The organism is Adhaeribacter radiodurans, assembly GCF_014075995.1.
In the GTDB taxonomy this organism is placed as follows: domain Bacteria; phylum Bacteroidota; class Bacteroidia; order Cytophagales; family Hymenobacteraceae; genus Adhaeribacter; species Adhaeribacter radiodurans.
Window position 1 is genome coordinate 3,847,433 of record NZ_CP055153.1, and the last position, 14,759, is coordinate 3,862,191.

The following is a 14,759-nucleotide window of genomic DNA, read 5'->3' on the forward strand; positions in this document are numbered from 1 at the left end:
TCGTATTATAACCAGTTACAGTTAACCTGTATATACCGGAATGATTTAGTTTATATTATTTATTTTAATAAAGCTGTCTGGGACTAAGTGTATTTATCTTCCGCCAAATCGACCATCAAAAGAATAAACAACGGCTGCGCCAATAGTAGCCTGATGCTTTTTTAAGGAACTTGCTCCGGAAGCAAAGAAGGGATCTTTAGTTGAATCGAAGCGCACTTCCGGCTTAAGATTAAATTTGCCGTCGGCTAATTTAATATCGCCGGTTAAAGTAAATTCCGTAGCCTGTATTTTATCGAAATACCGAACGCCGTGTTTATCATCAAAACGCTCCGCGCGTAATCCTAAGCCAAACTTGTCGGTTATGGCATAGTTTATATACAAGGCGGCTCCCCACCAGTTAGCATCTTCCATCCAGCGTGTACCTGGTACTTCAGTAGCCGACCCGGTGCTAAAAGAACCATACGCCGCGTTTAATCCAATTTTAAAAGCATCGGAAGCCTGAAAGGCAGTAGTTAAATCAAACAAACTGGTGTAAGATCCTTTTTCGGTACCAAAAGCAGAGTTACCATTGTACTCATCGCCTCCTATCCAGTTGGCGTACAAATGAAAATCTTCTACCGGCATAAGGTGTACCTGGGCAGTAAGTGTTTTGCGGTTATTAAAATCTTGTAAAGCATCCCAGCCATTTACAACCCCAAACATTAAACCTAATTTATCGGAGGCGGCATAATCTAACTTAGCGCCGGTATGGTAAAATGGTCCGTTACCGAACAAATAAGATAAGCTGTAATTAAAATTAAGCGGAGCATCAATTAACTCATAACCAATGTGGGTACCGTATTGGCCCACCGTTAAAGCTAGTTTATCGGTAAAGTTGTACGTTCCATATGCTTGTTTAATGGCAAAAGAAGTAGAAGTAATATCATCTTTGTTCGCGTTTAAAGTCCGGTAGTTCGAAAAATTGCCTAGATCAGCATTGGGCCCGTAGGTTAAATCGGCGACTACTTTTAGTTTGCCTTTGGTATACGTTAAAGCTGTTTGTACTAAGCCAAGAGAAAAGTTATTGTGCAATAGATCGAAAATACGGCCTTGGTTCAATCCACTTTCCGGTTTATTGGTATTATAAAGATAGTAGGCATCCACATATCCACTGATAGTCAGTGAACCTTCTTCGGAAGGAGTTGCAGGAGTTGCAGCAGCTGCAGCTGTAGAATCTGACTGGGCATTCGCCGCAAAAGCTCCCATAAGTAAGGTAGCCAAAAAGAGTAAAGCTCGTCTTTTCATAATTGCTTAAAAGTTTAAAGTTGGTTAATAATTTAGGTGCTTATTTATTAATTCGGTGTAAATATAACAAACAGCTTTAAATTTTAAATCATTTGTCCTAAAATTGCATAAAATTTTTAAATACACCCTTTAATTTTAACACACTCACATATATTATACTTGCTTCAACTTTATTTAATGTTTTTAAAATATAGGTTAATTTAAAACGACATTAATTTTTATAAATAATTTCAATAAATTAACTACTTTAATTAACACACCTTGCTTTTTTATAGCTAAATGTGATATTTAATGATAAATAGAGCTCATTGCACCTTTAAAAATTTACTAAATCCTACAAATCGGTCAATAACTTTTAAAAATAGATTAAGTAATTAATTTGTCTGGAGAAGGAATGCCTTACTATAAGGGAGAGGTGTTAATACATGGGACCTACTGGTATATTATTACTAGTAGATTTCATTTTTATACATTTTTATATAATTTCGCTTCAGAAGAGTTCCTCACATTCCATCGTTATACTTAATAAAACAACATGTCTGATTCAGCAGAATTAATTTTAGAAGGCAAATCTTATTCTCTGCCTATAGTTGTTGGTACCGAAAACGAAAAAGCAATTGATATAAATGCCTTGCGTGCGCAAACGGGGCATATCACCATCGATTCCGGCTATAAAAACACCGGCGCTACCCAAAGTGCTATTACTTACTTAGACGGCGAGCAGGGCATCCTGCACTACCGTGGTTATTCCATCGATCAGTTAGCCGCTAAATCAAATTTTATCGAAGTTGCTTACTTATTAATATATGGCGAGTTACCTACTCAACCAGAGCTAACTCATTTTAACGATATGATCGCCCAGCGCACGCTGGTACACGAAAACTTCCGCACTTTATTAAGTGCCTACCCGGCAAATGCGCATCCTATGGGTATTTTAGCTTCCATGATTTGTTCTTTAACGGCTTTCCACCCGGATAGTCTGGACCCTAATTTAGCCGAAGAGCAAGTGGATTTAAATATTGCGCGTTTAATGGGTAAAATCACCACCATTGCAGCGTGGTCATATAAACATGCAGTAGGTCGGCCTTTGGTATACCCTAAGAAAAGCCTCGATTATTGTTCTAATTTTTTACAAATGATGTTTTCGAATCCAACCGAAAATTATCATGTTAATCCGGTAGTGGTAGATGCCTTAAATAAATTATTAATTCTGCACGCCGACCACGAGCAAAACTGCTCTACTTCTACGGTTAGGTTAGTAGGATCATCTAACGCTAATTTATTTGGTTCTATTTCGGCGGGAGTAAACGCTTTGTGGGGACCTCTGCACGGTGGCGCGAACCAGGAAGTAATTGAAATGCTGGAAGCTATTAAGGCCGATGGCGGCGATTCGAAGAAATATATTGAAAAAGCAAAAGATAAAAATGACCCATTCCGTTTGATGGGATTCGGCCACCGGGTTTATAAAAACTTTGACCCAAGAGCTAAGATAATTAAAGCGGCTTGCGATAATATTTTATATAACTTAGGAATTAAAGATCCGATCCTGGATATCGCGAAACAACTTGAAGAAGCTGCTTTAACTGACCCTTACTTTGTGGAGCGTAAGTTATACCCGAACGTAGACTTTTATTCTGGTATTATTTACAAAGCCATTGGCTTGCCAAAAGAAATGTTTACGGTAATGTTTGCTATTGGCCGCTTACCTGGTTGGATTGCACAATGGAAAGAAATGCGGGAAAATAAAGAACCAATTGGCCGTCCGCGCCAAATTTATACTGGCTCAACTGCCCGGGATTATGTGGATATTAAGAACAGATAGACCATAAAAGAAAAAGCCCGCAAGATGCGGGCTTTTTCTTTATACATTTAAACAATTAATCAATCCGAGTATATATACGGAGAGGTTGCACGTTTAGTTATGTATTTCTAAAAAAAATTTACTTTTTTTCTTAATTCTATATTAACTCACTAATCTTCAAGCAAATATTTTTTATTAAAACTTAAATTTTTTAATTGCCAGACATTAAATCGTAAGAGAGCAGTTGCTTATAGAACCCGTAACTCAATCCGGCGGTTTTGCTGGCGATTTTCTTCTGAAGTATTTGGGTGAAGTGGTTTTGTTTCTCCGTAACCTACCGCCGAAATCCGTTCTTTTTTCACTCCTTGTTTTACTAAGTAATCATATACGGATCGGGCTCTTTTATCTGACAGAACTTGGTTATCGGTATCATTTCCTACATCGTCGGTATGGCCGGCAATCTCAATTTTTACCTGGTTGTTAGCCGTTAAAAAATCAATAATTTTGTTTAACTCCGTTTTAGATTTAGGTTCTAACTGATATTTACCCGTAGAAAAAAATAAATTATTTAATACCGCCGAAGCGCCTTTCGCAATGGGGTCGAGGTAAATATCTAAAGTTACCGGATTAAAGTCCTTTTTAGTGGTGTAGTCAAAGCTGATACTTTTCGGCAAATAATTACTGGTGCTAATGAACAAACCATATTGCCGGCCTTCGTTTAAAACCACGGTGTAAGTACCATTTTCCTTATCCGATAAAACCTGTTGTACTTTCGCATTCGAGTTTAAATCGTAGAGTTGTACCTGGGCACCTAACGGCTTTTTCGTTTTCGCATCAAACACCCGGCCCTGGGTATAAGTACTGGTTTCTTTACTTTTCCAGGCAGCGGGAACTTCAAACTCAAACAAACTGGCCGTTTTTTTACTTTGCTCTAATTCTAACCGAGAGTAATAGCCTTTGGAGTTATCCGGAGTGATAAAAAAAGAAGCTTCATTAGAAGCTGTGTTTAACGGGTACCCCAAATTTTCCGGTTGAGTCCAGGCCGAATCTGCTAAAGTCGTTTTGAAAATATCGGCGCCACCCATTCCTGTGTGGCCATTGCTCGAAAAATAAAGCGTACTTCCACTAGCGTGCAGGAAAGGAGCCGTTTCAGAACCGGCAGTATTTATGGGTTCACCTAAATTCTCCGGCACCGACCAGGTTCCGTCTTCTTGCTGCTTACTTACCCATATATCTTCTCTCCCTTTACTGCCTTGTCCCCGGTCCGAAGAAAAGTACAAGGTTCTGCCATCAGCAGATAAACAAGGCTGCGAATCCCAGGCCGCCGAATTAACCTGCCGGCCTAAGTTTACCGGTTTGCTCCAGGTATTACCGTTACGGGTAGAAATATACAAATCGCAGTCTCCCAAAGAATTAGGCCGGTTACACGACGAAAAAACTATGGTTTTACCATCGCCGGAAATACTCGCCGTTCCTTCGTTAAATTCTGAATTAATACTGCTAGCAATAGAAACCGGTTCCAGCCAGGAATTATTCTGAAATACGGATACGTATAAATTTTCGTCGGCATGAGGAGAGTCGCTGGTGCGGGCAGTAAAAACCAAGTGCGTTTTGGCGGCAGTTAAAGCCGGAAAGTATTGTAACTGGAATTGATTTAAGGGAGCTTGCATGCGCACAGGTTTGAAAGCTACCGGGCGTTTTAAGGCTTCCAAGGCAAAATCAATGTTCTTTAATTGTTGCTGCGCGTACTTTAAAGCTTTCGTATTTTTCGAATTGGTTTGAATAAAAAGTTCGTAATACTTTTTACCTAAAGCATAATCGCTGGTAGATAACGCCATATCGGCGAAATTATAATATTCGGTAGCCAGAGCCGGATTAAAAGGTATCAGGGCAAGCCCTTTTTTATAAGCGGCAAAAGCGGCTGATTGGTTACCAGTCATCTTGTGTAAACCAGCCATTTTAATGTAGGCCTCGCCAAAGTTAGGGTCTTTTTTGGTGGCTTCCTGCAAAGCATCCAAGGCTTTATCAAAGTCGCGGGCTACAATGTATTTTTGCGCTTTCTGATAGAGTTCGGCTGCTTTACCGGATTGGGTGGATAAATTACTTTGCTGCGCCTCGGCAAAGGGAATAAACAAAAAAATACAAACCAGCTTTAACAGAAAATTCTTAACCATAGTAAAGCTTACGGAATGTTCAAGTACTTATGCGTTTGCAGCGAAACCTGCCATTTAGGATTATTTTTTACATATTCCACGATAAGCGGCATCATCTGCTCGGCTTTGCTCCACTCCGGTTGAAGGTAAAGTTTGGTTGTAAGCGCTACCTGGGCTGCGTGTTCTTCGGCCCATTCAAAATCACTTTTATTAAAAACAACAACCTTCAATTCACTGGCCTGATTCAGAACGCCAGGCTGTGGCTTTTTAAATTTTTTAGGCGAAACGCAAATCCAATCCCAGGAACCAGAAAGCGGGTACGCACCGGAAGTTTCCAGAAAAGTTAAGATGCCGGCGTTTTGAAACGTTTGGGTTAGTAAATCTAAATTATAGATTAAGGGTTCACCCCCGGTAATTACCACAGCTTTGCCGGGGTATTCTTTTGCCTGGGTTACAATAGCTTCTACGGAGGTAAGCGGGTGGCTGGCCGCATCCCACGATTCTTTTACATCGCACCAATGGCAACCAACATCACAGCCTCCTAATCTTATAAAATAAGCGGCTCTACCGGTATTATAACCTTCGCCTTGTATGGTATAAAAAGCCTCCATTAAAGGCAGCTCACTACCATTTACCGGCACCGACCAAACGGAAGGTTGTATTATTTCTTTAACTACGGACAATGGAAATATTTTAAAAATTTTACTTTTCGGGAAAGCCTGACTTCAATTAATTATTGCACTTACCCTTTTCTGCAATACTGTATACTGAAACGGCCTAACAATTTTTTTGATTCCTTTTTAACCTGGTTGCGGTGGGGTAAAAAGAGGAATATTTATTAGCGAAGGTTCTCCATCAGAAAATTATTATGAAACCAGAGAACCTGCTTTTTTATTTATAAACTTCTTTTTTAGCCGCTCTTAAAGTATTGAGCAACAACGAAGCAATAGTCATGGGGCCAACGCCCCCCGGAACCGGGGTAATGTAGCTGCATTTAGATGCCACTTCATCAAACTTAACGTCACCTTTTAACTCGAAGCCCGATTTTTTGGTTAAGCTTACTACCCGGGTGGTACCCACATCAATTACTACCGCACCCGGCTTCACCATATCGGCGGTAACAAACTCCGGAATACCAATAGCAGCAATAATTATATCAGCGGTACGAGTAATTTCGGGCAGGTTTACGGTGCGGCTATGGCATAAAGTAACGGTGCAATTACCGGGTTTAGCATTTTTCGCCATCATAATACTCATCGGAGAACCCACAATATTACTCCGGCCAATTACCACGCAGTGTTTCCCGCTGGTTTCAATGTCGTAGCGTTTTAATAATTCTAAAATTCCGTTGGGCGTAGCCGGTAAATACGCCGGTAAATTCAATACCATGCGTCCTACGTTTACCGGATGAAAACCATCCACGTCTTTTTCCGGCAAGAGTATTTCATTTACTTTTTCCGCGGAAATATGCTTAGGCAAGGGCAGTTGCACAATAAAACCATCTACATCGGCATCGTTGTTTAATTCGTTTACCTTAGCTAACAGCTCTTCTTCCGTTACCGAATCTTCTAAATGAATTAAGGTAGATTTAAAACCCACTTTTTCGCAGGCCAGCACCTTGTTGTTCACGTAGGTTAAACTACCGCCATCGTTCCCGACCAGAATAGCCGCTAAATGCGGAATTTTACCACCTTGTTCTTTTATTTGAGCTACTTCCTCAGCAATTTCTTGTTTTATCGCTTCTGACGTTTTTTTACCGTCTATTAATGTTACTTCCAAGCGGATCTAGTTTTAAAGTTTAAAGGTTGAAAAGTTAAAAAGTTAAGCATATAGCTCCTTCCATTTAACAGTAGTATTACCGCTATTCAGAAAGAACCTAAATAGCAAGGCAGTTCTAAAGTTTTTATCTGATTGAAAGCTCAATTATTTAAATTCCGTAATCCATGGACTATGGTCCATCGACTATGGACTAAAGACTAATCCAGCTTTAACACGGCTAAAAACGCTTCCTGCGGAATCTCTACGTTACCAACCTGTCGCATGCGTTTCTTCCCTTTTTTCTGTTTTTCTAAAAGTTTACGTTTCCGGGAAATATCACCGCCATAACACTTAGCTAATACGTTTTTACGTAAGGCTTTTACTGTTTCGCGGGAAATAATTTTCTGGCCAATGGCGGCCTGAATGGCAATTTCGAACATCTGACGGGGAAGCAATTCGCGAAGCTTTTCGCAAAGACGTTTGCCCCAATCGTAAGCTTTATCACGGTGCACAATAGCACTCAAGGCATCCACTTTCTCGCCGTTCAACATAATGTCCAGCTTCACCATGTTTGATTCCCGGTAACCAATCAGCTCATAATCCAGAGAAGCGTAACCGCGCGAAATGGTTTTAAGTTTATCAAAAAAGTCGAATACAATTTCGGCCAGGGGCATTTCAAAATTCAATTCAACCCGGTCGCTGGTTAAGTAGGTCTGACTTTTTAAAACTCCCCGCTTATCCATGCACAACGATATTATCGGCCCAATGTACTCCGATTTCGAAATTATCTGGGCTTTAATAAAAGGCTCTTCAATGTGGTCGATGTAATTGGGTTCCGGCATTTCGGAAGGGGCGTTTACCGTAATCTCACCGTCTTTGGTGGTGAAAGCTCTGAACTGCACGCTAGGTACAGTGGTAATTACCGTCATGTCGAACTCACGTTCAAGGCGTTCCTGCACAATTTCCATGTGCAGCATTCCTAAGAAACCGCACCGAAAACCAAAGCCCAAAGCCGCCGATGTTTCGGGTTCCCAGACCAGAGAGGCATCGTTGAGCTGCAATTTTTCCATGGAAGACCTTAATTCCTCAAACTCGCTGGTTTCTACGGGATAAATACCGGCAAAAACCATTGGTTTTACTTCTTCAAAACCTTCTATCCCTACTGTAGTAGGATTTTCGACGGTAGTGATGGTATCGCCTACTTTTACTTCTTTCGCGTTTTTAATACCGGAAATTAAGTAACCTACATTGCCCGCGCCCATTACATCGCGTGATTCCTGATTTAGCTTTAATACGCCAATTTCATCGGCAAAATAAGTTTTACCAGTGTTAATAAATTTTACCCGCTCGCCTTTGCGCAAGGTGCCGTTCATAATCCGGAAATAAACCTCTATACCCCGGTACGAGTTAAAAACCGAGTCAAAAATAAGGGCTTGCAACGGAGCTTGCGGGTCGCCTTTTGGAGCCGGAATCCGGTCGCAGATGGCATTTAAAATATTTTCAACCCCTATACCTTCTTTCCCCGAAGCATGAATAATATCTTCGCGGTCGCAGCCAATCAGATCAATTATCTGGTCAGATACTTCTTCAGGCATAGCATGTGGCAAATCTATTTTGTTCAGCACCGGAATAATTTCCAGGTCGTTGCCGATAGCTAAATATAAATTAGAAATAGTTTGCGCTTCTATGCCCTGCGACGCATCCACAATAAGCAAAGCGCCTTCGCAAGCTGCAATGGAACGGGAAACTTCGTACGAAAAATCCACGTGACCGGGAGTATCAATCAGGTTTAAAACATATTCTTCGCCTTTATACTGATACACCATCTGAATGGCGTGGCTTTTAATGGTAATGCCCCGCTCCCGCTCTAAATCCATGTTATCGAGCAGTTGGTCCTGCATTTCGCGCTCCGCTACCGTAGAAGTAAATTCCAGCAGTCGGTCGGCGAGGGTGCTTTTACCGTGGTCGATATGGGCTATAATACAAAAATTCCGGATGTTCTTCATAAATCAATTACACGAAAAACAAAGGTACAAAATTGCGGCAGAATTTACCAGAAATAGGATTTTCTGGGTTAAAAGATTACTCAAAAAGTAAGTAACAGACTTTGAATTATCTTCCAACCAAATAAGCGTTTCTATAAATAACCTTAGTTTAGTTTTTTATTTAAAAACTGACAAAAATTTAAAATTGATATAAAAGTAGACAGGCATCATTTCGGACATCCTACTTTTCTGATAACAATTTTAGTAATACGCCATTGGTCCAGCCAAAACCATCTTGTAAGGGGTACTCGCCACCGCCTGCTTCCAGGTGCGTAGCTTCTACGTTATATTTCTCCACTAATTTGCCGGTACTTTTATAAACTCTGGTATTTATTTCTACCCAATTGTGTTTCACCTGCTTGGCTAGTTTATGCTGGCGGTAATTACGTAAACCCTGAATGCTTATCCACTGCAAAGGTGCCCAGGCGTTAGGAGCATCCCATTGTTCGCCGGTATGGTTAGGAGTTGAGATTAAACCACCCGGTTTCAGGAAATCAGTTTTCAGACGTTTGGCCACGGCTTTGGCTTGCTTGTTGGTAGCCATTTTAAAAAATAAAAGGTAGGTAGCCGCTAAAGAAGGAACCGTTGTTACTTGGCTGGTTTTAAAATCATAATCTAAAAAGTACTTGTCTTTTTTACTCCAGCAATAGTTTATTAGTGCCTTCTTCCTCTTATTGGCTTGCTGATTGTAATAGTTTTCTTTTGAAGTATCATGGTTCAGAATGGCAACTTCGGCCAGCGTAAGTTCTAAATGATACAGCAGCGCGTTTAAATCAACGGGAATAATATCGGTGGTATGAATGGTTTTTAAAGTTTTTCCATCGGCAAACCAACGACTCGTAAAATCCCAACCCGATTCGGCGGCAGCCCGCAAATGCCGGTACACCTCTTCTTTATTCCGGCCGGTTTCCTGAGCTAGCTTTACGTCTTCTTTGTAGGCTTCGGGCCGCGGCTCCGGAAAATTATCGTAGTACCGGTTTAAAATGCTACCATCCGGTAAGCGCACCACTCGCAGGTTTACCGGGTTTGTTTCGGTAAGCTCGGCAGTTCCTTTCATCCAGAATTCATATTCTTTTTGCAAAGCGGGCCCGTATTTCTTTAAAACTTGCTGGCCTTTTATGTCGCGTAAAATTTTCACCATTAACGCGTAAAAAGGAGGTTGCGAGCGGCCGGTATAATAGCTGCGGTTACCATTTGGTATAAAGCCTACGGTATCGATTAAAAAAGTAAAATTATCGACCATGTTCTGAATTAGCTGCGTTTGACCGGCTGCTTGCAAACCCAACATGGTAAAATAACTATCCCAGTAATAAATTTCGCGAAAACGGCCGCCCGGCACCACGTACGAATGTGGCAACGGAATTAAGGACGAAGTTTCCGGAATGGGTTGCCGGGTTAAAACCGGCCAAAGCGTATTTATATGCTGGCTTACCGGTTGAGCCGTGTCGGATTTAAAATTCGTGGCTGGCTCAGGTGGCAGTTTAAAATGCTGCAGCACGAAAGCTTTTAAATTAAAATCAGCTTTGTTCTTTTCCGTTTGGTAAGCTTGTAAAATAGTTTCCGGCGAAGAAAGCGGAATACAATCCGGAAAGGTTTTAGAATCGGGAAACACGGCCTGCATCTGCACGTCTTTAAAAAGCTCACCTAAAGCTACTTCGGGCCTTACCTGTGCTTGGATGGGCAACTGGCTCCCCAGAACGAACCAGATTAGAACAAAAACTGGAACCTTTTGGGCAAAGAGGCGCTTTCCTGAAAAATTTACAAAGGATAAATAAACGGATGTCAGCATGGATTACCGGAGTTTAAATTTCGACATTGTAACTAAGAATAAATCATTAACAAGTCTTACCGGAAAAAGCTTATTACGTTTTACATTTTTCATTATTTATTTACCCGTTTTAGTTGCAATCCAATCTGTATGCCTTTCGTTAAAATAAGAAAAGGCGTTTTTTCTCTATCTTCGCACGCTGTAACCCTAACATTTTACCTGTATGCCGACTGCCCCTGTTGAAGTATATAAACCCGTTAATCCCCTCCGGATTGTAACCGCCGCTTCGCTTTTCGACGGGCACGATGCCGCCATTAACATTATGCGCCGCATTTTGCAGGCTTCCGGTGCCGAGGTTATTCATTTAGGCCATAACCGGTCAGTGCAGGAAATAGTGGATTGCGCGATACAGGAAGATGCTCAGGCCATTGCCATTACGTCGTACCAGGGCGGCCATTTGGAGTACTTTAAGTATATGTATGATTTATTACAAGAGCTCGGCTGCGGACATATTAAAATATTCGGCGGCGGGGGTGGCGTAATTCTGCCTCAGGAAATAGAAGAACTGCACCAATACGGCATTACCCGCATTTACTCTCCCGACGATGGCCGTGCCATGGGTTTACAAGGCATGATCAACGATTTACTGCAACAATGCGATTTCCCGACGGGTAAAAACCTGAACGGCGAAGTAAATTATTTAAAAAAGAAAGACGCCAAGTCTATTGCCCGTCTAATTTCAGCCGCAGAAAATTACCCCGCTGAGTTTGAAAAATTCAGAGCTGATTTATTCTCCCATTCTGAGAACCAAACAACGAACAACGAACAACAAATAACTCCGGTTTTAGGAATTACCGGCACCGGCGGAGCGGGCAAATCGAGTTTAGTAGACGAGTTAGTCCGGCGGTTTTTACAGGATTCTCCGGCAGCCAGTGTAGCCATTATCTCGGTTGACCCTAGTAAACGCAAAACTGGCGGGGCTTTACTCGGCGACCGCATCCGAATGAATGCCATTAGCAACGACCGGGTGTACATGCGCTCGCTAGCTACCCGCCAAAGCAATTTAGCTTTAAGCAAACACGTGCAAGATGCGGTAGACATCGTAAAAACTGCTCAGTTTAATTTAATTATTCTGGAAACATCCGGCATTGGGCAATCTGATACCGAAATTGTGGAGCACTCGGATGTGAGTTTGTACGTAATGACGCCGGAATACGGGGCCGCTACCCAGCTCGAAAAAATTGACATGCTCGATTTTGCCGATGTAATTGCCCTTAACAAATTTGATAAACGCGGCGCCCAGGATGCTTTGCGCGATGTAAAAAAACAATACAAACGCAACCATCAACTCTGGGAAACACATGATGAAGGATTACCGGTATTTGGCACCATCGCCTCTCAGTTTAACGATCCGGGTATGAACCAACTCTACTGGGCCGTTATGAGAAAAATTGCGCAAAAATCCGGATTAAACTTTCAGACGAATGCACTTATAACTGCCGAACAGTCCGAAAAAATTTACATTATTCCGCCGAGCCGCACGCGCTACTTATCTGAAATTTCGGAAACGAACCGGCAATACGATAAATGGGTAAATACCCAAGCCGAAATCGCGCAAAAGTTATTCGGTTTAAAAAAATCAGTAGCGGCGGTTCAGGATTTATCGTTAAACGATAAAGAAAATTTAAAAAATCAATTAAATCAGGCCTATACCGAACTGGAACACCAACTTGATGTCAATAACCGGAAGCTGCTGGAAAATTGGGAAAACCGGAGGCAAGCATATCAGGAGGAATACTTTATTTTTAAAGTCCGAGATAAGGAAGTTAAAATAAAAACCCATAACACCAGTTTATCACAACTCGAAATTCCTAAAATTTCCTTGCCCCGCTACGAAGCCTGGGGTGATTTACTGCGTTGGAATTTGCAGGAAAATGTACCGGGTGAGTTTCCGTACACGGCTGGCGTATTTCCGTTTAAACGCGAAGGCGAAGACCCGACTCGCATGTTTGCCGGCGAAGGCGGCCCCGAGCGAACCAACCGACGCTTCCACTACGTAAGTTTGGGTTTACCGGCCAAGCGTTTATCAACGGCGTTTGACTCGGTTACCCTCTACGGCGAAGACCCAGCTATTCGGCCTGATATTTACGGCAAAATAGGAAACTCCGGCGTGAGCACTTGCTGCCTTGACGATGCTAAAAAACTGTACTCCGGTTTTAACCTGGCCGATCCGAAAACGTCAGTTTCCATGACCATTAACGGTCCGGCGGCAATACTTACGGCTTTTTTCCTGAATGCCGCCATCGACCAGCAATGCGAACTTTATATCAAACAAAATAATCTGGAAGAAGAGGTTAACCAGAAAATTGACCAAATTTTTAAAAATAAAGACCAAACCCGACCACACTACCAAGGCGATTTACCAACCGGCAACGATGGTTTAGGCTTAATGCTGCTGGGAGTAACCGGCGACCAGGTATTACCTCCGGAAATTTACCAAAAAATTAAAGAGCGAACTTTGGCGGCGGTGCGCGGTACCGTGCAAGCCGATATTTTAAAAGAAGACCAGGCGCAAAATACTTGTATTTTTAGTACGGAGTTTTCTCTACGTTTAATGGGAGATGTGCAGGAATACTTTATTCAAAACAACGTCCGCAACTTTTACTCGGTATCTATTTCGGGTTACCATATTGCCGAAGCAGGCGCTAATCCTATTTCGCAGTTGGCTTTTACCTTAGCCAACGGCTTTACTTACGTAGAATATTACGTGAGCCGCGGCATGGACATCAACGCTTTTGCTCCTAACCTCAGCTTTTTCTTCTCCAACGGCATCGACCCGGAATATGCCGTAATTGGCCGGGTGGCTCGTCGTATTTGGGCCAAAGCCATGAAGTTGAAATACGGCGCTAATGCCCGTTCCCAAATGCTCAAGTACCACATTCAAACCTCCGGCCGCTCCTTACACGCGCAGGAAATAGATTTTAACGACATCCGCACCACCTTACAAGCACTATACGCCATTTACGATAACTGTAACTCGTTGCACACTAATGCCTACGACGAGGCCATAACTACTCCTACCGAAGAAAGTGTACGTCGAGCCATGGCCATACAATTAATCATAAACCGGGAGTTAGGTTTGGCTAAAAACGAAAACCCGTTGCAAGGCTCCTTTATCATAGAAGAGCTGACTGATTTAGTAGAAGAAGCCGTACTGCTCGAATTTGACCGCATTACCGAGCGCGGCGGTGTGTTAGGCGCTATGGAAACCATGTACCAGCGCGGTAAAATTCAGGAAGAAAGTTTGTACTACGAAACCCTGAAACACACCGGCGAATATCCCATTGTGGGAGTAAATACTTTTTTAAGCAGCAAAGGCTCCCCCACCATAATTCCTTCGCAAGTAATCCGGGCCACGGAAGAAGAAAAGCAATACCAGATAAAAATGCTGGAATTGCTACACCAACGCAACGCTGGAATAGCCGAAGAAAAGTTAAAACGCGTACAAGAAATAGCCGTGCAACAGCAAAATATTTTTGCAGAACTAATGGAAACCGTTAAGTATTGTTCCTTAGGCCAAATTACCCATGCTTTGTTCAGCGTGGGAGGGCAATACCGCCGAAACATGTAATATTAAGCTACTTTTATATTTTAAAATTTTTAAAAATTTGCACCCCGAAATCCGCCAAAGGTTGTTAATAATTTAATAATGTTGAGCCAAAACTAAATTCCTTGATTTTTCGTTAATATTATAGAAATTTAATTTTTGCTGTAATATGAAAACAATTACCATTACATCCTTATTGATTATAGGCACCTTGGGTTTGGTTATTAAATCTTTAATTGATGCCGAGGATATTCATATTAATCTAACGGATGAGGACTATCATCTTTATCTTTAAGAGAGATTAATACTTTTTACTTATGTTTACCCTGGTTATTTTTTTGCA

At 41.8% G+C, this 14,759-nt stretch carries 9 protein-coding genes; 3 read left to right on the forward strand and 6 right to left on the reverse strand.

All coding sequences use genetic code 11. The annotated features are described in order from the left end of the window. Positions 1-93: 93 nt before the first annotated feature. Positions 94-1,284: a porin gene (locus HUW48_RS15550; RefSeq protein WP_182411820.1), complete on the reverse strand. Its 1,191-nt coding sequence runs from the start codon at positions 1,282-1,284 to the stop codon at positions 94-96. Between the two features lie 535 nt (positions 1,285-1,819). Between HUW48_RS15550 and HUW48_RS15555 the strand changes: the two genes are divergently transcribed. Then, positions 1,820-3,106 (forward strand): citrate synthase, encoded by a 1,287-nt coding sequence (locus HUW48_RS15555; RefSeq protein WP_182411821.1) that lies wholly within the window; start codon positions 1,820-1,822, stop codon positions 3,104-3,106. Between the two features lie 227 nt (positions 3,107-3,333). On the opposite strand, the gene HUW48_RS15560 is transcribed toward HUW48_RS15555, so the two are convergent. The 5 genes from HUW48_RS15560 to treF form a co-directional block, all read right to left on the reverse strand. Next, positions 3,334-5,259, reverse strand: coding sequence for an OmpA family protein (locus tag HUW48_RS15560; RefSeq protein ID WP_182411822.1), 1,926 nt, complete (start codon positions 5,257-5,259; stop codon positions 3,334-3,336). Between the two features lie 8 nt (positions 5,260-5,267). Further along, a complete protein-coding gene (locus HUW48_RS15565) occupies positions 5,268-5,849 on the reverse strand; it encodes a 7-carboxy-7-deazaguanine synthase QueE (RefSeq protein ID WP_182416404.1) in 582 nt (193 codons plus the stop codon). Between the two features lie 280 nt (positions 5,850-6,129). Then, positions 6,130-7,017: a bifunctional 5,10-methylenetetrahydrofolate dehydrogenase/5,10-methenyltetrahydrofolate cyclohydrolase gene (locus tag HUW48_RS15570; RefSeq protein WP_182411823.1), complete on the reverse strand. Its 888-nt coding sequence runs from the start codon at positions 7,015-7,017 to the stop codon at positions 6,130-6,132. A 197-nt stretch (positions 7,018-7,214) separates the two neighbouring features. Next, the gene (lepA, locus tag HUW48_RS15575; RefSeq protein ID WP_182411824.1) at positions 7,215-9,002 is read right to left on the reverse strand and encodes a translation elongation factor 4; all 1,788 of its coding nucleotides are present in this window, start codon (positions 9,000-9,002) and stop codon (positions 7,215-7,217) included. Positions 9,003-9,222: 220 nt separating this feature from the next. Beyond that, on the reverse strand, positions 9,223-10,830 hold the full coding sequence (treF, locus tag HUW48_RS15580) for an alpha,alpha-trehalase TreF (protein ID WP_182411825.1): 1,608 nt from the start codon (positions 10,828-10,830) through the stop codon (positions 9,223-9,225). 202 nt (positions 10,831-11,032) lie between these two features. Here treF and HUW48_RS15585 point away from each other — a divergent pair, with 202 nt between their 5' ends. Beyond that, positions 11,033-14,440, forward strand: coding sequence for a methylmalonyl-CoA mutase family protein (locus HUW48_RS15585; protein WP_182411826.1), 3,408 nt, complete (start codon positions 11,033-11,035; stop codon positions 14,438-14,440). Between the two features lie 145 nt (positions 14,441-14,585). Further along, positions 14,586-14,711, forward strand: a complete 126-nt coding sequence (locus HUW48_RS27315) for a hypothetical protein (protein WP_262891445.1) — start codon at positions 14,586-14,588, stop codon at positions 14,709-14,711. The last annotated feature ends 48 nt before the right edge of the window (positions 14,712-14,759 follow it).